General features: G+C 69.9%; 16 protein-coding genes and 1 pseudogene. 5 read left to right on the top strand and 12 right to left on the bottom strand.

Annotated features, from left to right (window positions below):
* Nucleotides 1-47 precede the first annotated feature (47 nt).
* On the bottom strand, nucleotides 48-1547 hold the full coding sequence (locus tag M2283_RS08510; RefSeq protein WP_280875480.1) for a sugar transferase: 1500 nt from the start codon (nucleotides 1545-1547) through the stop codon (nucleotides 48-50).
* A gap of 1547 nt (nucleotides 1548-3094) precedes the next feature.
* Nucleotides 3095-4495, bottom strand: a complete 1401-nt coding sequence (locus M2283_RS08500) for an acyl-CoA reductase (protein WP_280875479.1) — start codon at nucleotides 4493-4495, stop codon at nucleotides 3095-3097.
* Nucleotides 4496-4575: 80 nt separating this feature from the next.
* Between M2283_RS08500 and M2283_RS08495 the strand changes: the two are divergent.
* Nucleotides 4576-4965, top strand: a pseudogene (locus M2283_RS08495) (RNA-guided endonuclease InsQ/TnpB family protein); the annotation flags it as partial.
* Between the two features lie 145 nt (nucleotides 4966-5110).
* On the opposite strand, the gene M2283_RS08490 reads toward M2283_RS08495, so the two are convergent.
* The 3 genes from M2283_RS08490 to M2283_RS08480 are packed head-to-tail and all read right to left on the bottom strand — an operon-like array spanning nucleotide 5111 to nucleotide 8457.
* The gene (locus M2283_RS08490; RefSeq protein WP_280875478.1) at nucleotides 5111-6454 is read right to left on the bottom strand and encodes a hypothetical protein; all 1344 of its coding nucleotides are present in this window, start codon (nucleotides 6452-6454) and stop codon (nucleotides 5111-5113) included.
* Between the two features lie 18 nt (nucleotides 6455-6472).
* Complete coding sequence (locus tag M2283_RS08485) at nucleotides 6473-7177, bottom strand: ABC transporter ATP-binding protein (RefSeq protein WP_280875477.1); 705 nt, start codon at nucleotides 7175-7177, stop codon at nucleotides 6473-6475.
* A gap of 41 nt (nucleotides 7178-7218) precedes the next feature.
* The gene (locus M2283_RS08480; protein WP_280875476.1) at nucleotides 7219-8457 is read right to left on the bottom strand and encodes an ABC transporter substrate-binding protein; all 1239 of its coding nucleotides are present in this window, start codon (nucleotides 8455-8457) and stop codon (nucleotides 7219-7221) included.
* A gap of 187 nt (nucleotides 8458-8644) precedes the next feature.
* On the opposite strand from M2283_RS08480, the gene M2283_RS08475 reads away from it, so the two are divergent.
* A complete protein-coding gene (locus M2283_RS08475) occupies nucleotides 8645-11341 on the top strand; it encodes a branched-chain amino acid ABC transporter permease/ATP-binding protein (protein ID WP_280875475.1) in 2697 nt (898 codons plus the stop codon).
* A gap of 58 nt (nucleotides 11342-11399) precedes the next feature.
* Here M2283_RS08475 and M2283_RS08470 read toward each other — a convergent pair whose 3' ends face one another.
* The 5 genes from M2283_RS08470 to fabG are packed head-to-tail and all read right to left on the bottom strand — an operon-like array spanning nucleotide 11400 to nucleotide 16871.
* Complete coding sequence (locus tag M2283_RS08470; RefSeq protein ID WP_280875474.1) at nucleotides 11400-12194, bottom strand: SDR family NAD(P)-dependent oxidoreductase; 795 nt, start codon at nucleotides 12192-12194, stop codon at nucleotides 11400-11402.
* Nucleotides 12195-12210: 16 nt separating this feature from the next.
* Complete coding sequence (locus tag M2283_RS08465) at nucleotides 12211-13419, bottom strand: acetyl-CoA acetyltransferase (RefSeq protein WP_280875473.1); 1209 nt, start codon at nucleotides 13417-13419, stop codon at nucleotides 12211-12213.
* Nucleotides 13416-14855: an OB-fold domain-containing protein gene (locus tag M2283_RS08460; RefSeq protein ID WP_280875472.1), complete on the bottom strand. Its 1440-nt coding sequence runs from the start codon at nucleotides 14853-14855 to the stop codon at nucleotides 13416-13418. The genes M2283_RS08465 and M2283_RS08460 overlap by 4 nt, the downstream gene beginning before the upstream one ends.
* A complete protein-coding gene (locus M2283_RS08455) occupies nucleotides 14855-16102 on the bottom strand; it encodes an acetyl-CoA C-acetyltransferase (protein WP_280875471.1) in 1248 nt (415 codons plus the stop codon). The genes M2283_RS08460 and M2283_RS08455 overlap by 1 nt, the downstream gene beginning before the upstream one ends.
* A gap of 22 nt (nucleotides 16103-16124) precedes the next feature.
* Entirely contained in the window at nucleotides 16125-16871 is a 747-nt protein-coding gene (gene fabG / locus M2283_RS08450) for a 3-oxoacyl-ACP reductase FabG (protein ID WP_280875470.1), read from the bottom strand.
* 112 nt (nucleotides 16872-16983) lie between these two features.
* Here fabG and M2283_RS08445 point away from each other — a divergent pair, with 112 nt between their 5' ends.
* The gene (locus tag M2283_RS08445) at nucleotides 16984-18210 is read left to right on the top strand and encodes an acyl-CoA dehydrogenase family protein (RefSeq protein ID WP_280875469.1); all 1227 of its coding nucleotides are present in this window, start codon (nucleotides 16984-16986) and stop codon (nucleotides 18208-18210) included.
* Here the strand turns inward: M2283_RS08445 and M2283_RS08440 are convergent.
* Both M2283_RS08440 and M2283_RS08435 read right to left on the bottom strand, forming a co-directional pair.
* A complete protein-coding gene (locus tag M2283_RS08440) occupies nucleotides 18197-18778 on the bottom strand; it encodes a DUF2889 domain-containing protein (RefSeq protein ID WP_280875468.1) in 582 nt (193 codons plus the stop codon). The genes M2283_RS08445 and M2283_RS08440 overlap by 14 nt on opposite strands.
* Nucleotides 18775-19602 (bottom strand): enoyl-CoA hydratase-related protein, encoded by an 828-nt coding sequence (locus M2283_RS08435; RefSeq protein WP_280875467.1) that lies wholly within the window; start codon nucleotides 19600-19602, stop codon nucleotides 18775-18777. The genes M2283_RS08440 and M2283_RS08435 overlap by 4 nt, the downstream gene beginning before the upstream one ends.
* Nucleotides 19603-19755: 153 nt before the next feature.
* On the opposite strand from M2283_RS08435, the gene M2283_RS08430 reads away from it, so the two are divergent.
* Both M2283_RS08430 and M2283_RS08425 read left to right on the top strand, forming a co-directional pair.
* Nucleotides 19756-20574: a FadR/GntR family transcriptional regulator gene (locus M2283_RS08430; protein WP_280875466.1), complete on the top strand. Its 819-nt coding sequence runs from the start codon at nucleotides 19756-19758 to the stop codon at nucleotides 20572-20574.
* 114 nt (nucleotides 20575-20688) lie between these two features.
* Complete coding sequence (locus tag M2283_RS08425) at nucleotides 20689-21870, top strand: amidohydrolase family protein (protein ID WP_280875465.1); 1182 nt, start codon at nucleotides 20689-20691, stop codon at nucleotides 21868-21870.
* Nucleotides 21871-21889 lie beyond the last annotated feature (19 nt).

Here is a 21889-nt window from a genome sequence, read left to right as displayed (position 1 = left end):
TTTGCGGCCTGCGGTCCGTGTGCTGGCCGAACGACGACTCCCGCGCATCAGTAGGCCCCCTGCCCGTAGAGCACCGCCCGCAGCGTCTTCCACAAGATCACTGTGTCCAGAGCGAGCGACCAGTCCTCCACGTACCGCAGGTCCAGCCGGACCGCCTCCTCCCACGACAGATCGCTGCGTCCGCTGATCTGCCACAGGCCGGTGAGTCCGGGTTTGACCAGCAGCCGCCGCCGGATGTCCGGGCCGTACGCGGCGGACTCCTCCGGCAACGGAGGCCGCGGACCGACGAGCGACATCGATCCGGTGAGCACGTTGAAGAGCTGCGGGAGCTCGTCGAGCGAGTACCGGCGCAGCACCGCTCCCACCCGGGTCACCCGCGGATCCCGGCGGAGTTTGAACAGCAGGCCCGCGCCCTCGTCCAGGTCGGCGAGCTCCGCACGTGCCCTGTGAGCCCCGGAGACCATGGTGCGGAACTTGACAATGGTGAACTCGCGTCCGTCCTTGCCGACCCTGCGCTGGCGGTAGAGCGTCCCGCCCCGGCTGTCCACCAGTACGACCAGCCCGACGAGCACCAGTAGCGGAGCGAACAGGACCAGCAGGACCGCCGCGCCCACCCGGTCGACGACCTCTTTGATCGCCCGGCGGCCCCCGGTGAAGGTCGGCATGCTGACCCGCAGCAGCGGGATCCCGAGCACCGCGTCGACGTGCAACCGCGGGCCGGCCACCTCCATCAGCACGGGGGCCACGATCATCTCGGCATCGCTGCCTTCGAGGTTCCAGGCCAGCCGCTGCAGCCGGTCCGGTGACCAGTGCGGGTCCGGTGTGACCGCGACGACGCGGTACCCGTCGTGGCGGACGTGCTTGGCGACGTCCTCCAGTAGGCCGATGACCGGCACTCCGTCCAACTGGTCACCGTCGAGCCCGCCTTGGTCGCCGTCGAGCCCGCGACCGTCCGTCGTGCACACCGCCTCCACCCGCCAGCCGAGGTGCGGGAACTTACGGGTTCGGGTGATCAGGTCGCGCACGGTGGCCGGGCTGCCGGCAGCGAGCACCGGCCTCAGGCACTGTCCTTCCTTGCGCTGCTTGTGCAGCCAGAGGCGAAGCACATACCGCGCGGTCATGGTGACAAGCGCGATCGCGGGGATCGCGACGAAGATCCAGAGCTTGATGTTGCGCGAGGTCAGGGCGATCCCGCCGAGCGCCAAGACGACGGTCGCCGTGAACAGCGAGCGTCCGAGCCGGCGGAATTCCTCGGCACCCTGGCCGAGGACGGCCGGAGCCCACGACCGGCTCACCGCAAGGGCTCCCAACACCAGCAGTTCGGTGCCGAAGGCGAGAATCCCCCACTTCTCATGCCAGTTGGCCGCGTCCCGGGCCCCGAAGAATTCCCCGATCCCCGCCACCACCAAGGCGGTGGCCACGGTGTCGCTGATGATCACAGTACGGCGGTACCGCTGCTCCCAATCGATTGCTGGCTGGCTGATCGCCCCGTTCGTCAGACGCTCGCGCGCCGGCGGAAAAGGGCCGACTATTCCCCCCTGTTGCACAGAACCCCCCAAGGTCCCCAGTGGTTCGACGTATTCGCCTAACACTGTTTCGCCCACTGCGGGAGGCCCCCGCCCCCCGACTGTTCCCCCTCAGGAGGCCCCCGCCTCCCGCGCATGACGTGCCGGCTAATTCAGAGTTACGTGAACAACTCACCCTGGCGGCAGCAGACTCGCAGGCCCTGCCAAACTCTTGAGGCGCGCGAGAACCCATCGAAACCTCGGATGCTCCCCGCACCCAAAGGCCTCTCAGGCTCCGAAAATTGGTCACCCCCACGTCTGGCGGCAGAGACGCGACTCCTGGCCGTCTGTATCGCCGGACCCATAGATCATCATTTGTCGCCTGCTGTCCCAGCATGCGAAGCACGGTCAATCTAGACCATTGGGGCCCGTCTGAAGAGAGGGCTGTGGAGAATTTGTGGGCAAGATTTGAAGCCGGATGCACGGATCGGTGACCAGCTGCGAGCGCTCGGCGACCGAAGACGTACCTCGTGACCTGTGACGGCGGGAGTTCTCCGGGCCGCCGACACCGGCGATCCCGAGGCGTCCCGGCACTGAGCGACCGCACCTGGGAACGGAGCCCCACCGCTCTGTTCGCGTAGGCAGACGCCGATCGGCTACCCCCGCACGACGCCGGACTCGGCCCTGACCGACAGGGCGTACTCCTCGCGAGCCGTCCGAACTCACCTCAGCAGGCACCGCATTCGTGCAGCGGTGCCGCAAGCAGCCGATCAGATCGCCACACGCAAACGCCCTGGCGGATCTGGAGGCCGACCGCCGGCCTTGGCCGGTACGAGAGCGCACCAAGACCATGCCGAACACCGCGCTCCAAGCCGTCCCCACACTCAGGAACCCCCTCCGGGGACAGCCGGGCGAGGGTTCCTCACCTCTCACTTGCTGTCACACCCGTCCCACCAGACCGTCGACACACTCGGTTCACAAGTCGCCCCTTTGCGCAAACTGCGTTTGCCCTGGCCTGGACCACGTGGACGTCAAGGGTCATTTACGACAATCTGCGCCACGGAGTGCAGCGCCCCCTCGGCACCCACACCAAAACCAGGACCAGACGGGAAACAACTCGGTTTCACAGTGGGCAATTCTCGCCATTTCCTCATGCCGGAAGCGAATCGTCAGGAAACAGCGACACCACCACGGAAGCGGCGAGTGATTTCGCCATACACGTGCCCTACTCGAACCGGAGGGTCCCCGCAGAGACTGGCCTCCCGCGTTCCGCGCGAGGCCAGGCATCCAGTTGCCGAGCACGTTCCAGCATCGAATCCTGGCCACCGTTCTTCGAAGCAGCCACATCGCCCATGCAGCCATCACCCGCGCACTTCGGCGGCCGGTCAACCAACAATTCGGCCGACAACAGGAGCGCGACCGGAGGAAACCCGCCACTTAGGACAGGCTTCCGTTACGCCGTCCGGACGGCCTTCCTGTCCGGGATTGGACTCTCCTCGGCGGCCAATATCGCAGCCGCCTGCGGGGCCCACCAGCGGCTGTCCCCGGTGCCACGATTGCGGCGCCCACCTGCCCGCAGATCCGCCGCGTCACTCGTCGTTCACCCAGCGCATCAGCCGTTGCAGCGGATAGAAGCCGTCGTGGGACAGGCCCGGTGGCATCCCGCCCGCCTTGCCGAGGGACACCACGCGCTGCACGCCGGCGCAGGCGAGGGCATCGCGCAGGTCCGCCTTGCGGGTGTCCGGATATACACCGACCGTCTGCGTGGCGACTCCGGCGTGCGCGACCGCTTCCGTCAACTCGGCCACGGGGACGACGTCGACGATCTTTCCGTCGGGGTGGAAGTCCACCGGTTCTGGAGAGCGGATGACCAGGCCCCGGCCGTCGTAACCGCCCCACACCCGGTATTCAGGCGTCAGGGACCGCAGGACGTCGATCTCCTCCCGCAGTGCCGCGGTGACCCGCGGGCCGGCGGCCGAACTGAACTCCCTTGCCACGCCCAGTCGTTCACAGAGCAGGGCGGCGTAGCGGTCGGCGTCCTCCCAGGATCCCTCGACGAACTGGAAGCGACTGGCCACACAGGCCTGTTGGTTGAAGAAGGTGGCGTCGGCGGCGCCCGCGTCGGCAGCTCGGGCAAGGGACTCGGGGGATTCGAAGGCTTCTCGGCCGATCAGCGAGATGGAGGTCTTGGGGTCGAATGAGACGAGCTCGAATCCCGGACCGACGTACCGCAGCGCCCCACGGATCGTGGCCTCGCCGCCCCAGGCGACCAGCTTGTCGAAGAACTGCGGGCGGAAGAGCACGCTCTCCACCGCCTCGTCACCGCCGCGCCAGTACACCGCGGAGAACGAGCGCACCACTGGGTGGCCGGGGGCCACCGCCGCCATCGTGCGCAGGATCGCGGTCGCGGTGAACAGGTCGTTCGAGGGCAGCTTCAGCAGGTTGACACCCTTGGTGAGGGCGCCGCGTACGACGGACATCGCAGCGACACCGGGTGCGTTGCCCGCGATGATGTGGACGAGACGCGGCGGGAACGCGCGGGTGGCCGCAGTCCGGTTCTCGGGCAGCCGCACCTCGCGCCAACCGTCGAGGGCATCGGCTCCGCCGAGTTCGTGGTCGATCTGGGCGTACAGGCCCGGCCGTTGGAAGCTGCGCCACAGCAGGGCGTAGGCGCGCTCGAGGACTTCTGCGGGCAATGGGCTGACCCGGGCCATACGGTCGAGGGCCTCGGCGAGGAGGCCTTCGCGGTCCGCCTTGAGGGCCTCGCCGGTCTCCACGAGCAGATCGACGATCTCCGCGACGGGCACGTGGAAGGCGGGGCCGGGTTCGGTGCGGGGCCATACGAGGCGGTCCAGGTCGAGTGCCGGTGCGGTGAAGGCCGAACCGGCCCTGCCGTGGTCGATCGGCGAGCCGTGGTCGACCTCGCCGCGCACCACGTGCACGACCTCCGTCTCCGCAGCAGGCGCGCCATGCAACGTCGTAGTGCTCATCGGTGTCCTTACGTTGTAGGTGGGTTGGATTCGGTCACTCGTGGGATCGGGAAACCCAGAGGTGGTGGATGTGACTCCATGCGCAGGCGGCGGAGTTGTCGCGCACGTTCGGGTGTGTGCGGAAGGTCTACAACCTGGCGCTCGCCGCCCGCAGCGGGGCGTGGCAGGAACGGGTCACCTACAACCAGACTTCGACCATGCTGACCGGATGGAAGAAGACCGAGGAACTCGCCTTCCTGGGCGAGGTGTCGTCGGTTCCGTTTCAGCAGACACTGCGGCATTTGCAGACGGCGTTCACCCAATTCTTCGCCAAGCGGGCCAAGGACCCGCGTTTCAAGTCGCGGAAGGAGTCCCAGAAGTCCGCCGAATACACCCGCAGCGGTTTTCGTTTCCGGGACGGCCGGTTGACGTTGGCGAAGATGGCCGAGCCGTTGGACATCGTCTGGTCGAGACCGTTGCCCGAGGGCGCCCAGCTGGCCGCCGGGCTGGCGGCGTCTGTCTGTGGAGCCGGTGTAAGACCTCAACGGAGTTCTCCGGGCGGGCAGTCGGCGACGAAGCAGAAAAACCCCACGGCGCGAGCCGTAGGACTCCCCCTCGACCACGAGGGAGAGGAAGTCAACCGTGGATCATCCCTCGCACGTAGGAGTCGAGTGTCGCGGCGCAGGTGATCTTGTCCTCGCCTCCGAGGTCGCCGTAGCGCCTGATGTCCGGCAGGACGGTCGGTCCCGCCCGGCCGCAGTCGCAGGGCGAGAAGTCGACGAAGACCCGGTCTCCGCTGATCAGCCCGCCCCACCGGCCCTCCAGCGAGACGTCCAGGAAGGCGAACCGCCCCTCCACCACGCCGTGTTCGGTGTTCAGCAGCTTCTCGCCCGGCTCGTCCAGGACCAGCGGGATCACCCACGGCGGCACGTGGTAGTTGCCCTGCTCGCAGGCGAGGCAGGAGCCCTGGAGTTCCGTCATGCCGTAGCTGCGCACCCGCCGCACACCGTCGTAGAAGGCGGCGAACTGCTGCTGGTAGTCGTCGGGCAGGGCCCCGCCCTTGTTACCGCCGCCACTGAGGACCAGCGTGTCCGGGTGGAGGCTCCCGTCAGGTACACCCCGGGCCCGAAGGGCTTGGATCAAGGTGAACTGCTGATTGTTCATCCCGGCGATCAGCAACGGCTCGGTCCGGTGTGCGGCGATGTCGTCGACGATCTGCGCGACGGCCGCGCCCAGTTCCTCCTCGCGGGCTCCGGACGCGCTCTCGAAGGAGCTGATCTCCTGTGGGGTCGCGGTGCCCTCCGCCATCCGGCGGCGCAGCAGGGCGCTGCTCATCAGCTCGGAGACCCGGATCGGCTCATCCGTGAGCAACTGTGTCTCTCCGGGCCGTACGAAAACGTCCGCGTGCCAGCGGTAGCCGTCGATGGAGCGCATCGGACCGCTCGCCGGCGCGAGGAGGTAGCCGCGGCGGGTCGGCTCGGTCGGCAGCGGGTCGGGCCAGCAGGTGAGGTTCTCCAGGATGTCGTGCAGGAAGCCCAGGTCGCTCGTGTCGCAGTTGAGGAAGGAGACCTTCCCCGAGGTCCCGCTCGTGATGTACGGGCGGTGGCCCGCTGCGGTGACACGGTCGGCCCACTCGTCGATGTCGTTCACGCCCTCGACGTCGACGTCTCCCGGCTCGACCACCGACACCGTCGTGTACCAGCGCAGGAGCCGGTCCCATCGGCCGCCGGTGATGAAGGAGAGGGGGTACGACTTGTAGCTGGTGTGGGAGAACAGCAGGGGCACGAGGTCGTCGGGACTCTCGATCCCGTGTACGCCGCTCTCGTCCGCCCGGGTGCGCAGCAGCGGGATGCGCTCGCGGTGGGCAGCGAAGGCCTCCCGCGCCGCTTCGAGCTGCAACTCCCTTGTCTCTCGGGCGGGTTGGTCGAACGTCCTACCGGACCGGACCAGGGCCCGGATCTGCTCACGTGCGCTGGGCACGGCAACCACCTCCATCAGTCATGGCGTCGGGTTCTTCGCGAGATAGGAGGACTCGATGGCGTCGAGTTCTCCGCGCAGTTCCTTCGGGGTGCCGGTCATGACGACGCGGCCGCGGCGCAGTACGTAGACGCGGTCGGCGATGTCGAGCACCTTGCGTACGTGCTGTTCGACCAGCAGTGCGGCCAGACCCTGGTCGGCTGCCTCGCGGACGGCGCGCAGGAGGCGGTCGACGACGAGCGGGGCGAGGCCGAGGGACAGTTCGTCGGCCAGCAGCAGCCGGGGGGACCGGCACAGGGCCCGCGCCAGCGACAGCATCTGCTGCTCGCCGCCGGAGAGCATGCCGGCGCCGGTCTTCAGGCGTTTTTCGAGTTCGGGGAAGAGCTCGACGGCGCGCTCCGGCGGTACGTGTCCGACCCGTAGGTTGTCGGTGGTGTCGAGGCGGGTGAAGACCGCGCGTTCACCGACGTAGGCGAGGCCTTCGCGGGCGCGGCGGTGCAGGGGTGTGTGGCAGGGGGTGCCCAGCCAGCGGACTTCGCCGCTGATCGGGGTCAGGTCGCCGGACAGCGCCCTGAGGGTGGTGGTCTTGCCGGCGCCGTTGGGGCCGAGCAGGGCGACGACCTCGCCCGGCCGGACCTCCAGGTCGAGGTCGCTCACGACGGGTCGGGTGCCGTATCCGGCGGACAGGGCGCGGGTCGCTATCAGGGGCACATCGGTGTCGTGCACGGGGTCTCTCCTCAACCGGAGTCGGCCGGGCCGCAGCGGACTCAGCCGGCCGATGCGGCCGTCAGCACCTTCCGGACGTCGACGAAGCTCGACCCGGACTTCGCCCACTCGATCTTCCCGTCGCGGATGGTCAGTTCGGTGGCGGTCGTGTTGTGGATGCGGCCCAGCCCCTTCATCGGCAGGGCCGTCGGCGCCTTCCAGTTCAGCGGCGGGGTCAGGCCTCCGGTGTCGATGCCGGAGGTGGTGTTCAGCTCTTGCACCAACGCCTTGGCCGAGATCGTCGGCAGCTGTTTGGCGGCCTCGGTGAAGACCTTGAAGGCCACCCAGGTCGTGGCGTTGGCACCGTTGGTGGTGTCGATGTCCTGACCCTTGGCCGCCGCGACGAAGTCCTTCCACACGGCGTCGGAGGTCGGCGGGTAGTAGCCGGTGATCGCGGCACCCTCCAGCGGGCTGCCGCTTCCGCCGGTGCTCGCGGCCAGTTGCGGGGTGAGGTTGCCGACGACGCTGGCGAGCTTGGTCTTGTCTCCGGACTGCACGTACGACTTGACGAACAGGTCCGAGGCGGTGCCCAGGATGACGCTCACGCAGTCGCTGCCCTTGGTCGCGGCGACCTGCGGAGCGAGGTCGGTGGCGGTGAGCGGCACCTTGAGGTCCTTGGGCGCCGCTCCTCCGGCGGAGGTCACACCCAGGGTGAGGAACTGCGAGACGACGGCCGCGGCGGCCACGTCGTACCGTACGCCGGTGATCTTCTTGCAGCCCTGCTGCACCAGTTGGCGGCCGTGGGCGGCGAAGACCACCGGGGTGCCGCCGTTGACCGGGAAGGACAGCGGGTTGGAGAACTCCGCCGCGGAGACGCCGGTCCCGCCGATGTAGGGGATGCCGGCCTTCTGCAGGACGGGCATGTAGCGGTCACCGGCGAGGCTGTAGGAGCCGACGACCGCGGACACCTTGTCGGCGACGGCCTCCTGGGCGCACTTCTCGGCCTCGTCGGGGTCGCTCTTCTCGTTGCAGAAGGTCACTTTCAGCGGGCCGCCCTTGATCCCGCCGTTGGCGTTGATCCACTTCTGGTATGCCTGGGCGGTGAGCCGGATCCCGGGCTGGGCGCTGCCCTGGGTGTTCTCCGGCGCCCAGACCATCACCTTGACCGGGGTGCCCTTCAGCGACGAGGTCTCGGCCGAGCTGTCGGCCGACGCTCCTCCCCCGCATCCTGCGGCGAGCAGGGCTCCGGTCACCGCGAGGGCGCTCGCTGCGGCAGTTCTGCGTGGGCGTGGGTCGTTCATGGTCCCTCCCGCGGGGCTCGCGCCCGAAATGGGCGACGTCGAGATGCCGACAGCATGGAGGTCATCCATTGGTTAGTGAAGTACTCTCGGCACAATTATTTAAATAAATACGCTGTCTGTCTTGCCGAGCCGCCCACCGTTCGCTACTCCTGGAGACCGAAGAGGTAGGCCCTGGGAGGTTCCTCGGATGGATGACATCCTTCGATTCGCACTGCTCGGCCTGGGGCTCGGCGCCCTCTACGCGCTCACCGCGCACGGCATCGTGCTGGTCTACCGGGGCTCCGGCGTCCTGAACTTCGCGCATGGCGCGATCGGGATGGCCGGCGCCTACGTCCAGTGGGAGCTCGCCGTCAACCACGGTGTGCCGTACTGGCCCGCCACCGTGTGCGGCGTGCTCACCTCGGCGGCACTGGGCGTGCTCACCCACCTGTTGGTGATCCGTCCGCTGCGCAGGGCGTCCACCCTGGCCCGGCTGGTCGGCACCCTCGCAGTGTTCATCGTGCTCACCGCGATCGCCGTGAAGCGCTACGGCGACAGCCTGCAACTGGTGCCGGGCAAGCTGCCCACCCGGCTGCTGACGATCGCCGGCGCGACGGTCTCCGAGGACCGCGTCTGGCTGCTAGGCATCGCGATCGCCGTGACCGCGGTCCTCCATCTCCTGTACCGGCGCACCCTGTTCGGCCTGGGCACCACGGCGGTCGCCGAGAACGAGGGCGCCGCCGCCGCGCTCGGCTGGTCCCCGGACCTGATCGCCGCCGGCAACTGGGCACTGGGCTCCGCGCTCGCCGGGCTCACGGCCATCCTGATCGTGCCGGTGATCGGTCTGTCGGTGACCGGGCTGACCACGCTGCTGCTGAGCGCGCTGGCCGCCGCCCTGGTCGGCAGGTTCTCGTCGTTCCCCGTCACCCTGGCGGGCGGTCTGGTCATCGGGGTCGCGCAGTCCGAACTGACGCGTTTCGGCTCCGGCGTCACCGGCCTCGCCTCGTCGGTGCCGTTCCTCTTCATCGCGCTGGTGCTGGTCGCACGCGGCCGGGCGCTGCCGCTGCGCGGCACGTTCCTCGACCGCCTCCCGGCGCTGGGCACCGGCAGGGTGCGTCCTGTCCCCCTCGCACTGGCCGTCGTGATCGGGCTGGTCCTGGTGAGCCTGTCCACCCCGCTGTGGGCCGACGCGATCACCAGCACCCTCGTGCTCTCTCTCATCATCCTGTCGATCATCGTGGTCACCGGCTACGCGGGACAGGTGTCCCTCGCGGCGTACGCCCTCGCCGGGACCGGCGCCTTCATCGCCGGGCACGCCGCGGCGGACTGGGGATGGCCGTTCGAACTCGCGCTGCTGGCGGGCGTGTTGGGCACCGTACCGATCGGCCTGCTGTTCGCGCTGCCGGCCGTGCGCACCCGCGGGGTCAACCTCGCGATCATCACGCTCGGGCTCGGCACCACCCTGGAGGCGATGGTCTTCCAGAACACCGACCTGTCGACGACTCCCGGCAGCGACGGCATCGCGGTGGGCAAGCAGACGCTCTTCGGCATCAGCATCTCCGGGGTCGACCATCCGCAGCGGTACGCCGCCGTGGTCCTGGTCCTGTTCGCCGCCGCCACGATCGTGGTCGCCAACGTCAGGCGCAGTCGCACCGGCCGCCGGCTCATCGCCGTACGGGCCAATGAACGGGCCGCCGCCGCCCTGGGTATCGACGTCCGCGCGACGAAGCTCTACGCCTTCGGCCTGTCCGCGGCCATCGCCGCGCTCGCCGGAGTACTGACCGGCTTCCGCTCGACGTCGGTGGTGTTCTCCGACTTCGCGAGTTTCGACTCGGTCACCGCGCTCGGGCTCGCCGTCATCGGCGGTGTCGGCTTCCTCGTCGGCCCGCTGTTCGGCGCCACGTTCGCCGCCGGTACGGTCGGCGCCCGGTTCGGGGACCTGGTGGTGCCCGGGCTGAGCGAGTGGATGCCGCTGATCGGCGGGATCATCCTGGTGCTGACCCTGGTAGGCAACCAGGACGGCATCGGGAAGGAACTCGGAAAGCAGGCAGCGGGCCTCCGGCGCAGGCTGTCCCCGAAGCCCGACACGACCGCGCCCGAGGAGAATTCGGCACCCCTCCCGGACGTGCCACGCGCCGCGCCGCTCCCCCTGCACGTGCGGGATCTGACCGTCCGCTACGGCGGTGTCGTCGCCGTCGACGGGCTCTCGCTGGACGTCGAACCGGGCCAGGTCGTTGGTCTCATCGGCCCCAACGGCGCCGGCAAGACCTCCGCCATCGACGCCGTCACCGGCTTCACCCGAGCCGCGTCCGGCAGCGTCCGCCTCGGCGAGCGGGACGTGACCCGGGTCCCGGTGCCCCGGCGCGCCGGGGCGGGACTGAGCCGGTCCTTCCAGTCCCTTGAGCTGTTCGAGGACATGACGGTGCTGGACAACCTCTACGCCGCCTGCGATCGGCCCGGGCCGTGGGCCTGGCTCACCGACCTGATCCGTCCCGGCAGTCGCCCACTGCCCGCCCAAGTACTCGTCGCCGTACGGGAGTTCGGACTGCAAGACAGTCTGGACCGGCCGGTGGGCGACCTGTCGTACGGCGAGCGACGGCTGCTGGCGATCGCGCGCGCGGTGGCGACCTCGCCGTCCGTGCTGCTCCTGGACGAACCGGCGGCGGGGCTGTCCGACGACGAGACACGAGAGTTGGCCCACCTGGTGCGACGGCTCGCCGAGGACTGGGGCATGGGTGTGCTGCTCGTCGAGCACGACGTCGACATGGTGATGAGCGTCTGCGACCAGGTCGTCGTCCTCGACTTCGGCCGCCGGATCTGCGCCGGCACCCCGGACGAGGTGCGCCGCGATCCGGCGGTCCGGGCGGCCTACCTGGGCGATCTGGAACCGGAGACGCTGTCCTGAAGCCGACGGACCGTCGCCGCAGACGTGCTCCGGAGTCCGGGCGTCTGCGGCGACCGCGTCACGCGTCCCGCAGATCGGCGACGTACGGCTGGTGGGCCAGCAGTCCGCCGTCCACGCGCAGAGTGTGCCCGGTGATGAAGGCGGACTCGTCGGAGGCGAGGAAGACGACCGCCGAGGCGACGTCCTCGGGACGGCCGAGGCGCGGGGTGAGGTGATGCCGCAGCATCTCCTCCCGGATCGTCCCGTGCGCCGAACCGGCGCTCGCCGGTGTGACGATGAACCCCGGGGCGATGGCGTTGCAGCGCACGCCCTGCTTGCCGTACTGGGTGGCGACGTACTGCGTGAGGTTGATGAGGGCGGCCTTCGAGGCGCCGTACGCGGGATTGCGCAGGTCGCCCGCGAGACCGGCTCCGGACGAGGTGTTGATGATCGAGCCGGCGCCGCGGGCGATCATGTGCGGGACGGCGGCCTGGATGGCGACCATGGTCCCGCGCAGGTTGATCCGCATCGTGTCGTCCCAGACCGCCGGGTCGGCCTCCAGGACGGCGAGGTCCTGGCGGGCGGCCAGATGGGTGGCCGCCGCGTTGTTGTGCAGGACATCGAGGCCGCCGTAGGTGTCAACTGCCGCGGCCACCATGGCCCGTACGGAGTCGATGTCGCCCAGGTCGACCGGGACCGCCGTGGCGGACCCTCCGGCCGCCCGGATCTCCTCCGTGATCCCCTTGGCGCCGTCGAGGTTCAGATCGGCTACGACCGTGTGGGCGCCCTCGGCCGCCAGGCGGCGGGCGGTGGCGGCGCCGATGCCGGACGCGGCTCCGGTCACGATCGCAATCTTGTCGTCGAGTCGTCCCATGACCCAACCACCTTTCTCAGTCGGTGAGTTCGCTGCCGACGACGGAGACGAAGGAGACGCACTCGCCGGGGCCGCCGCCGAGGTTGTGGGTCAGGGCGAGCGAGCGGCCCTCCGCCACGGACCCGACCGTCCGATCGGGCGGTGCCTCGCCGCGCAGTTGGAGCCAGGCCTCGAACATCATGCGCAGGCCGGAGGCGCCGATGGGGTGGCCGAAGGCCTTCAGGCCTCCGTCCGGGTTGACCGGCAGCGAGCCGTCGAGGTCGAAGGCGCCGCTGGTGACGTCCTTCCAGGCCTGTCCTCGCTCGGAGAAGCCCAGGTCCTCCATGAGCACCAACTCCGTTGGAGTGAAGCAGTCGTGGACCTCGGCGAGCGCGAGTTCGGCGCGGGGGTCGGTGATGCCCGCCTGCCGGTAGGCCTCCTGGGCCGAGACGACGACCTCGGGGAAGGTGGTGAAGTCGTACTCCGGGTCGAGGAGACCGTCCGCGGGGCCGGCGACGAAGGACAGCGCCTTCACGAAGATCGGCTTGTCGGTGTACTTGTAGGCGTCCTCGGCGCGTACGACAATCGCCGCCGCCGAACCGTCGGAGACCCCCGAGCAGTCGAACACGCCGAGCATGCCCGCGATGATCGGCGCCGACCGGATGCGCTCCAGCGGCACCTCCTTACGGAACTGGGCGCGGGGGTTGCGGGCACCGTTCATGTGGTTCTTCCAGGCGATGCGGGTGATGACGTCCTTCAACTCCTCTTCCGCCAGGCCGTACTTGGCGGCGTAGGCCGGGGCGAGCAGGGAGAAGTTCGCCGGGGCCGTGATCTCGCCCCGGCTGTCATCGCCCGCGCCCGGCATCGTGGTGCCCGAGAGCCCGGACATGCCGGAGTCCTTGAGCTTCTCCACGCCGACCGCCATCACCACGTCGTAAGCGCCGGAGGCGACCGCGTAACAGGCGTTGCGCAGCGCCTCGGAGCCGGTCGCGCACATGTTCTCCAGGCGGGTGACCGGCTTGTACGGCAGGTGCAGCGGGCGGCTGAGGGTCAGTCCGGAGACTCCGGACGCCTGGGTGCCGAGCCAGAACGCGTCGATGTCGTCGAGCGTGATGCCGGCCGAGGTGACCGCCTCGCCGACGGCGTCGACCAGCAGGTCGTCCGCCGAGCGGGTCCAGTGCTCGCCGAAGGGCGTGCAGCCCATGCCGACGATCGCGACCCGGTCCCGGATTCCGTGCGAGCTCATCCGTGTGTCCCCTCGGTCTCGCCCGTGCGCACCGGCCGGGCCTTCCAGAAGTAGTTGTGGACGCCGGCGGCGGTGACCGTGCGCCGGAAGGTCATCTCGACCCGGGCGCCGATGGCGGCGTCCGCCTCGGTCGCGTCGGTCAGCTGGCATCGGAACCTGCCGCCGCCGTCGTAGTCGACGACCACGACGAGCATCGGCGGGCTCGGTGTGTGGGCCAGCCGGTCCACGGTGAAGGTGGCGACCGTGCCGGGTACGTGCTCCATCGGCTCGTCGGTCATGGCGTCGACGCTCCGGCAGGACACGCAGACCCGGTCCGGCGGCAGATGCCGGGTCCCGCACTTCTCGCAACGGGAGGCGACGAAGCCGTACTTCCAGCTGTTGCGGCGGTGCGCGGGCGGCGCGTAGGGCGGCTCCGGGTCGGGCCGGCGGGGCGGTTCACGGTCGAGGAGGCCGCGCCAGGAGAGATAGGCGGCGTACGGGATGGGGGCGCTCCCCGCGGCGATCTGTGCGGCGACGGGGCGGGCGCCGCGGTGCGCGGGAAGGGCGTCGGTGGTGCGCAGCAGCAGGACTCCGGCGCCGTCGCCGAGCACGACGAGCGCGATGATCCGGCCGGGTGCGGCGCGGTCGAGGACGTCGGCGAGGAGCAAGCCTGGCTGAGCCGTGCCGGCGTTGCCGATCTCCGCGGTGAGGTCCGCGGTCGCCGCCTCGGGCCGTACACCTGCGGTACGACGCACCGACGCGCACGCGCGCGCGTGCAGGCCGGAGACGATGAAGTGGTCGATGGCGCCACGGTCCAGGCCCGCCTGGTCGAGGGCGGCGCTCAGCGCCTTGTCCGCGAGGGACACGTAGATCTCCTCGGCGAAACGCTCCTCCCAGACGCGGGAAGCGGGCGCGCCGGGCAGCCGCCAGCGGTCGAGGATCTCGTCGCTGACCGTGTCGTGGGCGAGCAGCTCCGCGATCACGGGAGCCCCGTTGCGGTGGCCACCGAACGCGAACGCCGCCGCGCCGTCGCCGCCCGCCGTCTCGTCGCTGCCGCCCGGCAGGCCGGTGCGCAGGTCGGACAGGACCGCGAGGGTCGGCACCGGGGAGCGGGCGGCGGTGACCAGCGCGCCGAGGCCGGAGCGGACGGAGCCCGCCATGTCGGCGGCGAGGACGTGCGGGTCGAGGCCGAGCGCGGCGTGGACGGCGGTCGCGTTGGTCTTGTCGAGGTAGGCGGGTGCGGCGGTGGCGAGGAAGAGCTGGCCGATGCGGGCGCGCAGTCCGTCCCGGGCCAGGGCACCCCGGGCCGCCTCGACGGCCATCGAAGTGGTGTCCTCGTCATAGCCCGCCACCGCGCGCGTGCCCCGGGACGCGGCCGTCCCGAGGGTGGCGGCGATGGCGGCCCGGGCGAGGCGGTGGTACGGCACGTAGGCGCCGTATGCGATCAGTCCGGCCATCAGCGTCCTCCATTGGCGTCGATTGCGTGCGTCCGTTCGAAGACGGCGGCCAGGCCCTGGCCGCCGCCGAGGCACATGGTCTCCAGGCCGAACCGGGCCTGGCGGCGGTCGAGTTCGCGCAGCAGGGTGGCGAGGATGCGGCCGCCGGTGGCACCGACGGGGTGACCCAGCGAGATACCGGAGCCGTTGACGTTGAACCGCTCGAAATCGGCCTCGGTCAGGGCCCATTCGCGGGTGCAGGCAAGGACCTGGGCGGCGAAGGCCTCGTTGAGTTCGATCAGGTCGATATCGGCGAGCTTCAGTCCCGCCCGTTCCAGGGCGCGGGCGGTCGCGGGCACGGGGCCGATGCCCATCGTCTCCGGCGGCACGCCCACGACGGCCCAGGAGACCAGGCGGCCCAGTGGGCGCAGGCCGAGTGAGGCGGCGCGCTCGGGGTGGGTGACGACGCAGAGGGCGGCGCCGTCGTTCTGTCCGCTGGCGTTGCCCGCGGTGACGGTCGCCTGCGGGTCCTGCCGGCCGAGCACGGGTCGCAGACTCGCGAGTTTCTCCAACGTCGAGTCGGGGCGCGGGTGTTCGTCGGCATCGACGACCGTCTCGCCCTTCCTCGTCCGTACGGTGACGGGCACGATCTCGTCGGTGAACCGGCCCTCCCGCTGGGCGGCGACCGCCTTCTCGTGGGAGCGCAGGGCCAGTCGGTCCTGTTCCTCGCGGGGGATGTCGTACTCGCGCCGCAGGTTCTCGGCGGTCTCCAACATGCCGCCGGGGACCGGGTGGTTGACGCCCCCGGACGTGACCCGGCCGCGGGCCAGCCGGTCGTGCAGGCTGGTGCCCGCGCCGCGCACGCCGAAGCGGACGCCGGTGGTGTAGAACTCGGCCTGGCTCATGGACTCGACGCCGCCGGCCAGCACGAGGTCGCTCGCGCCGGTCTGCACCTGCATCGCCGCCGTGATGATCGCCTGCAGTCCGGAGCCGCAGCGGCGGTCGATCTGCAGTCCGGGCACCTCCACCGGCAGACCGGCGTCCAGGGCGGCGACGCGGCCGATGGCCGGTGCCTCGCCGTTGGGGTAGCACTGGCCCAGCAGGACGTCGTCGACAGCGCCGGGCGGGATGCCGGTGCGGTCCAGTACGGCGCGGACGACCGCTGCGGCGAGTTCGGTCGCGGGCACGTCGCGGAAGACGCCTCCGTAGCCGCCGACGGGGGTACGCACGGGTTCGCAGATCACCGCGTCACGCAGGAGGGCGGGCATCAGCCATGCCTTTCATCAGGGGTCACATGTACCGGCCGCCGGTCACCTCGAGGACGGCTCCGGTGACGTAGCTCGCCATGTCGGAGGCGAGGAAGAGAACGGCCTGGGCGACCTCGGCGGGCTCGCCCGCGCGGCCCAGCGGGATCTCGGCGAGCTTGGCGTCCCAGGCGGCCGGCGGCATCGCCTCGGTCATGGCGGTGCGGATCAGACCGGGCTGTACGGCGTTGACGCGGATGCCCGCCTTGGCGAGTTCCTTGGCGGAGGCCTTGGTGAGGCCGACGAGTCCGGCCTTGGCGGCGCTGTAGTTCGTCTGACCGAAGTTGCCGACCTTGCCGGCGATGGAGGAGATGTTGACGATGCTGCCGCCGTGTCCGTGCGCGCGCATCGCCTCGGCGGCATGCCGGGTGCCGTTCCAGGCGCCGGTCAGGTGGACGTCGATGACCGCGCGGAAGTCGGACACGGCCATCTTGCGCAGGGTCGCGTCCCGGGTGATCCCGGCGTTGTTGACCATGACGCCGACCGGGCCGAAGGTGTCGGCGCAGTGGGCGACCAGCGTTGCGACCTCGTCCTCGTCGGTGACGTCGCAACGCAGCGAGGCAGCGGCCACGCCGTTCTTGGCGAGGCGCTCGGCGGCTTCCGCCGCGGCGTCCTCGTTGATGTCGCCGAGGACGACGGACGCGCCCGCGGCGCCGAGCACTCCGGCGATCTCGAAGCCGATACCCTGCGCGCCGCCGGTGATCACCGCGTTGCGGCCGTCCAGCAGTCCCATGTCAGCCCGCCCTGGCTCGACGCTATTCCTCTCAAATAGATAACCTATTATGCTGAAACAATCAATACAGCGATCGGCTGGGCGAGCGAGGCCGGGCGAGGAGAGCACACCGGTGGACATCAGCTATCCCGCGGAGACCGAGACGTTCCGCACCGAGGTCAAAGGGTTTCTCGCCGAGGCGCTGCCGCCGGACTGGAAGGGCATCGGCGCCCTCGACGAGGAGGCCGCCTGGGCCTTCGCCCGGGACTGGCGGCGCCTGCTCGCCGAGCACCGCTACCTCTCCCTCACCTGGCCCGAGCAGTACGGCGGGCGGGGCCTGTCCAAGCTCCACCAGGTGGTCCTGATGGAGGAACTGGCCCTGGCCGGTGTGCCGTTCGGGCTGCCGCAGGACACCTTCGGCGTGAAGATGCTGGCGAACACGCTGCTGCGCTGGGGTACGGACGAGCAGCGCAGCCACTTCCTGCCGCGCATCCTCAGCGGCGAGGACACCTGGTGCCAGGGCTACTCGGAGCCCGACGCGGGCTCGGACCTGGCCGCGTTGACGACGCGTGCCGTCCGCGAGGGCGAGGAGTGGGTGATCGACGGCCAGAAAGTGTGGACGTCCGGCGCCCATCACAGCGACTGGATCTTCGTCCTGGCCCGCACGAACCGCGACGCCTCCAAGCACCGCGGCATCTCCTTCCTCCTCGTCCCGCTGGACCAACCCGGCGTCGAGGTCCGCCCGTTCCGCATGATGAGCGGCCAACTCCATTTCAACGAGGTCTTCTTCAACGGCGCCCGCACCCGCGCCGACCTCGTCGTGGGCGGCGTCGACAACGGCTGGACCGTCGCCCAGAGCCTGCTGGGCGTGGAGCGCGGGGAGGAGGCGGCCACCAACCCGATCCTCTTCCGGGCCGAGGTGGAACGCCTGGTGGAGCTCGCCCGCCTGTACGGCAGGGACCAGGATCCGGTCATTCGCCAGCGGATCGCTTGGTGCTGGTCCAAGGTCGAGATCATGCGCTATCTCGGCTACCGGATCCTCACCGGCTGGCTCAAGGGTGCGGAGCCGGGTCCCGAGTCGTCGATCGCCAAGCTGTTCTGGAGCGAGTACCACACGAAGGTCACCGATCTGGCGATGGACATCATGGGCCTGCACGGCCAAGTGCCGGTTGGCCGGCCGCCGTTGCGCACCTACCGCACCGACGACCCCGGCGCCGCGAACTCCTCGGCGTCCTGGTCGACGACGTATCTGATCGCCCGCTCCGGGACGATCTACGCGGGCACCTCGCAGGTGCAGCGGAACATCCTCGCGGAGAAGGTGCTGGGGCTGCCGCGCGAGCCGAGGCTCACGAACCCGTAGGCCGCTCGAAGGCGTCGAGTCCGGGAACCGGGCGGGGGCCGGTCCCGGGGCGCCAGCCCGCGTCGAGCTTGCGCAGGCCCACACCGTCCGGCGCCCAGATGTGACAGCTGTTCAGCACCCCGGCCGTGGCGCGTGGTCCGTTCGCGGGCTCACCCGCGTCACGGCGGCGCGCGTTGGCCGACATGGCCGCCTGCACCACGGCCGGGCCGAGCACCCGGGCCAGTTCGTAGAGGTGGGAGCAGCCCAGGACACCGCGGAACCGCTCCTGGATCGCCCGGTTGTACCCGGCGGTGACGCCGAGACCGATCAGGCTGTCGAAGACCGGGGTGATGAACGGGCACTCGGCATGCGGAAAGGTCAGCATGTCGGCATCGGCGGCCACGATGGTCATGTCCGCGAGGCGGACCCGCACCGCCAGCACCATCCGGTGGATGTCGGCGACCGCCGGCTCGGCCCACGGCCGCTCGTCCCGCAGCTCCGCCTCGACCGAGATCTCCTCGCCGCCGGGCTCCTGGTGGGCGGTGACGGTGATGGTGCGGCGGTGCAGCGGGAGTTCGGCGCGGCTCACGACGAGGCCTCCGCCGGCTCCGCCACGTTCTCTCCCAGCCCGGCGAACTCCGGCTGTCGGCGTTCGATGAAGCTGCGCACGCCCTCGCGGTAGTCGGGGGCGCGTTTCGCCGTGGCCAGCAGCGCGGCGGCGGTGTCGCGGCTCTCGGTGAAGCTGCTCGACTGGTCGACGGCGAGCTGCCGTTTGATGAGGGACATCGCGTACGGGCTGGCCGAGCGGGCCAGTTCCGTGGCGTACGCGAGCGCCGCCGGGAGCAGTTCCTCCGGCTCGACCAGCCGGTTGACCAGGCCCATCGTCCGCGCCTCCGCTCCGGTGATCCGGCGTGAGGACAGCAGCAGGTCGCTCGCGTTCCCGTAGCCGACGATCCGGGGCAGGAGCCACGAGACACCGTCCTCGGCCACCAGGCCACGCGCGCTGAACGCGGCGGCGAACTTGGCGCCCGGCACGGCGAACCGTACATCGCACATCAGCGCCTGATTGAAGCCGATGCCGGCGCAGGCGCCGTTGACGGCCGCCACCAGGGGCTTGGGGAACGACATGGGCCGGGTGCGCGGCGGCAACTGGTCGGTCGGCCAGGGGCGCGCACCCGAGGACGCCCCGTCCAGCACGCTCATGTCCATGCCCGGGCAGAAGCTGCGTCCCGCGCCGGTGAGGATGACGGCCCGTACCGCCGGATCCGCCTCTGCGCGGTCGAACAGCTCGTTGTAGAGCAGTTCCATCTCCAGGGTCCAGGCGTTGTGCCGCTCGGGCCGGTTCAGGGTGAGCAGCATGACCCCGTCGTCGGTGAGGTCGGTGAGGATCACCGGAGGCGCATGCTCGGTCATCGAGGTCACTCCCAGAGCCCGTTGGCTTTATAGCTATATGAATCATCTATATACCCAACTACAGCCCGGACGCCAGATCAGGTCCTCCCGAGGGAAGATCATCCAACCCTTGACCTGGTACCCTCGGTGCACTAAGACGATTCATTTTGCTATATGACGGAGGAGCCCGCCGTGGCCGAGGCAGCCCGCGCAGAAACGCCAACCGTGCCCGTCCCCGCGCGTGGCCGCGTCGGACGTCAGGTGCGTGTCCCGAAGACCGCCGAGCTGGTCGCCGCGGAGCTGCGCCGCCAGATCGTGCGGGGCGAGCTGAAGCCCGGCGACGCCCTGCCGCCGGAGTCGGGGCTGATGGAGCAGTTCGGCATCTCCCGGCCGACGCTGCGCGAGGCGTTCCGCGTCCTGGAGTCGGAGTCGCTGATCACGGTGCGGCGCGGCGCGCACGGCGGCGCCCGGGTGAGCGCGCCGGACTCCGATGTCGCGGCCCGCTTCGCCGGCCTGATCCTCGAATACCGCGGTGCCACCCTGGGCGACGTCTACCGCGCCGCGGCCGTCATCGAGCCGCCGTGCGTGCGCCAACTGGCCGCCAAGCACACGGCGGACGACATCAAGCGGCTGCGGGACGCGGTGGCGGCCGAGAAGGCCGTGCTGGACGACCCGCTGGGCCTGGTCGAAGCCCAGGACACCTTCCACGCCCTGCTGGTCGAGCTGACCGGCAACCAGACGCTGATCCTCCTGTGCGGCATGCTGCGCAACATCATCGACCGGGCCAACGCCTCCTACACTGCGGCCGCCACCGACGCGGCGACCCAGAAGGCGCAGGCCCTGAAGGGGCACCGGGCCCATGTGCGCCTGGTCGGGCTGATCGAGTCCGGCAAGGCCGACGAGGCGGAGAAGCTGTGGCAGCGCCACATCAGCGGCGCCGACGACGTGGTGAACGGGGCCGGCCCCAAGACGGTGCTCGAACTCATCGACTGACCGGGCGGATCGAGCATCGTCGAGCCGTTCTCACCCTCACCCCTTGCGCCTCCGAAACAGTTAGATAATTATAGGAGGCGTACTGAATAGATCTGGGGTCCGGAGGCGACGGCCATGGCCGAACAGCGCAAGCGCATCTTCGACTGCGACCAGCACATGTACGAGGAACGGGACTCCTTCACCCGCTACCTCCCGAAGGAGTTCCTCGGCCAGGCAGTGGCCCCGGTGACACTCCCGGACGGCCGCGAGGTCATCCTCGCCGGGGACCGGATCGTGGTCTGCCTGGAGCCGGAGTTCGGGCAGGTGTACCGGCCCGGCTCACTCAAGGAGATGCTCAAGGCGATGGCCTCGGGCAACCCCGACGAGACGTACCAGTTCGAGCCGATGCACGAGTCGTACCAGAACCGCGAGGCCCGGCTGCGCGTCATGGACGAGCAGGGCCTGGACCAGACGATTATCTACCCGGGCGGCTGGGCACTGGTCGCCGAGGAGTACGTGCAGGGCGTCGAGCCGCTCTACGCCAACTACCACTCGTTCAACCGCTATATGAACGAGGTGTGGGGCTTCAACCACCAGGACCGCATCTACTCCCCCGCACTGTTGTCCCTGCGCGACCTGGACAGCGCGGTCAGGGAACTGGAGTACGTCCTGGAGCGGGGCGCCCGGTTCATCATGCTGCCGACCGGGCCGCAGTACGGGCGCTCGCCGGGCGACCCGTACTTCGACCCGTTCTGGAAACTGGTGAACGAGGCCAAGGCCAGCGTCTGTTACCACATCAGCGAGTTCTACTACAACTCGAACGTCGCCCCGGCCTGGGGCCACGACGCGAGCCCGATCCACTTCCGGATGTCCGCGTGGCAGTGGATGAACACCTACGGCCAGCGCCCCATCGAGGAGACGCTCTCCGCGCTGATCTTCGACAACCTCTTCGAGCGCTTCCCCGACATCAACGTCCTGGTCTCCGAGTTCGGCGCCGAGTGGGTGCCCCATTTCGTCCGGCACATGGACAAGAGCCGCGGCATGGGCCGCAACGGCCCCTGGATCGGCGGCCAGTTGGCGGAGCGCCCCAGCCAGGTGTTCCGCAAGCACATCCGTGTGGTGCCCTACCCGGAGGACGACATCCCGAGCCTGGTCAAGCGCCTCGGCTACCACGAGTCGATCGTGATGGGCTCGGACTTCCCGCACGCGGAGGGCATCGCCAATCCGGCCGACTACCGCAAGCTCCTCACGGAGCTCGACGAGTCGGTGCAGGACGACATCATGTACAACAACGCTCAGCAGCTGATCAGCCGCTGAGCGTCGAACACCTCCGCCT

The organism is Streptomyces pseudovenezuelae (assembly GCF_029892565.1).
GTDB classification, from domain to species: Bacteria; Actinomycetota; Actinomycetes; order Streptomycetales; family Streptomycetaceae; genus Streptomyces; species Streptomyces pseudovenezuelae_A.
The sequence above is the reverse complement of the archived record's forward strand: the minus strand, read 5'-3'. Positions and strand labels throughout refer to the sequence as shown.

Excerpts from the sequence above, each read along its gene's own strand:
- M2283_RS08500 (WP_280875479.1), bottom strand. The coding sequence starts at position 4,495 with ATGAGCACTACGACGTTGCATGGCGCGCCTGCTGCGGAGACGGAGGTC.
- M2283_RS08480 (WP_280875476.1), bottom strand. The coding sequence starts at position 8,457 with ATGAACGACCCACGCCCACGCAGAACTGCCGCAGCGAGCGCCCTCGCG.
- M2283_RS08475 (WP_280875475.1), top strand. The coding sequence starts at position 8,645 with ATGGATGACATCCTTCGATTCGCACTGCTCGGCCTGGGGCTCGGCGCC.
- M2283_RS08470 (WP_280875474.1), bottom strand. The coding sequence starts at position 12,194 with ATGGGACGACTCGACGACAAGATTGCGATCGTGACCGGAGCCGCGTCC.
- M2283_RS08465 (WP_280875473.1), bottom strand. The coding sequence starts at position 13,419 with ATGAGCTCGCACGGAATCCGGGACCGGGTCGCGATCGTCGGCATGGGC.
- M2283_RS08460 (WP_280875472.1), bottom strand. The coding sequence starts at position 14,855 with ATGGCCGGACTGATCGCATACGGCGCCTACGTGCCGTACCACCGCCTC.
- M2283_RS08455 (WP_280875471.1), bottom strand. The coding sequence starts at position 16,102 with ATGCCCGCCCTCCTGCGTGACGCGGTGATCTGCGAACCCGTGCGTACC.
- fabG (WP_280875470.1), bottom strand. The coding sequence starts at position 16,871 with ATGGGACTGCTGGACGGCCGCAACGCGGTGATCACCGGCGGCGCGCAG.
- M2283_RS08435 (WP_280875467.1), bottom strand. The coding sequence starts at position 19,602 with ATGACCGAGCATGCGCCTCCGGTGATCCTCACCGACCTCACCGACGAC.
- M2283_RS08430 (WP_280875466.1), top strand. The coding sequence starts at position 19,756 with ATGACGGAGGAGCCCGCCGTGGCCGAGGCAGCCCGCGCAGAAACGCCA.
- M2283_RS08425 (WP_280875465.1), top strand. The coding sequence starts at position 20,689 with ATGGCCGAACAGCGCAAGCGCATCTTCGACTGCGACCAGCACATGTAC.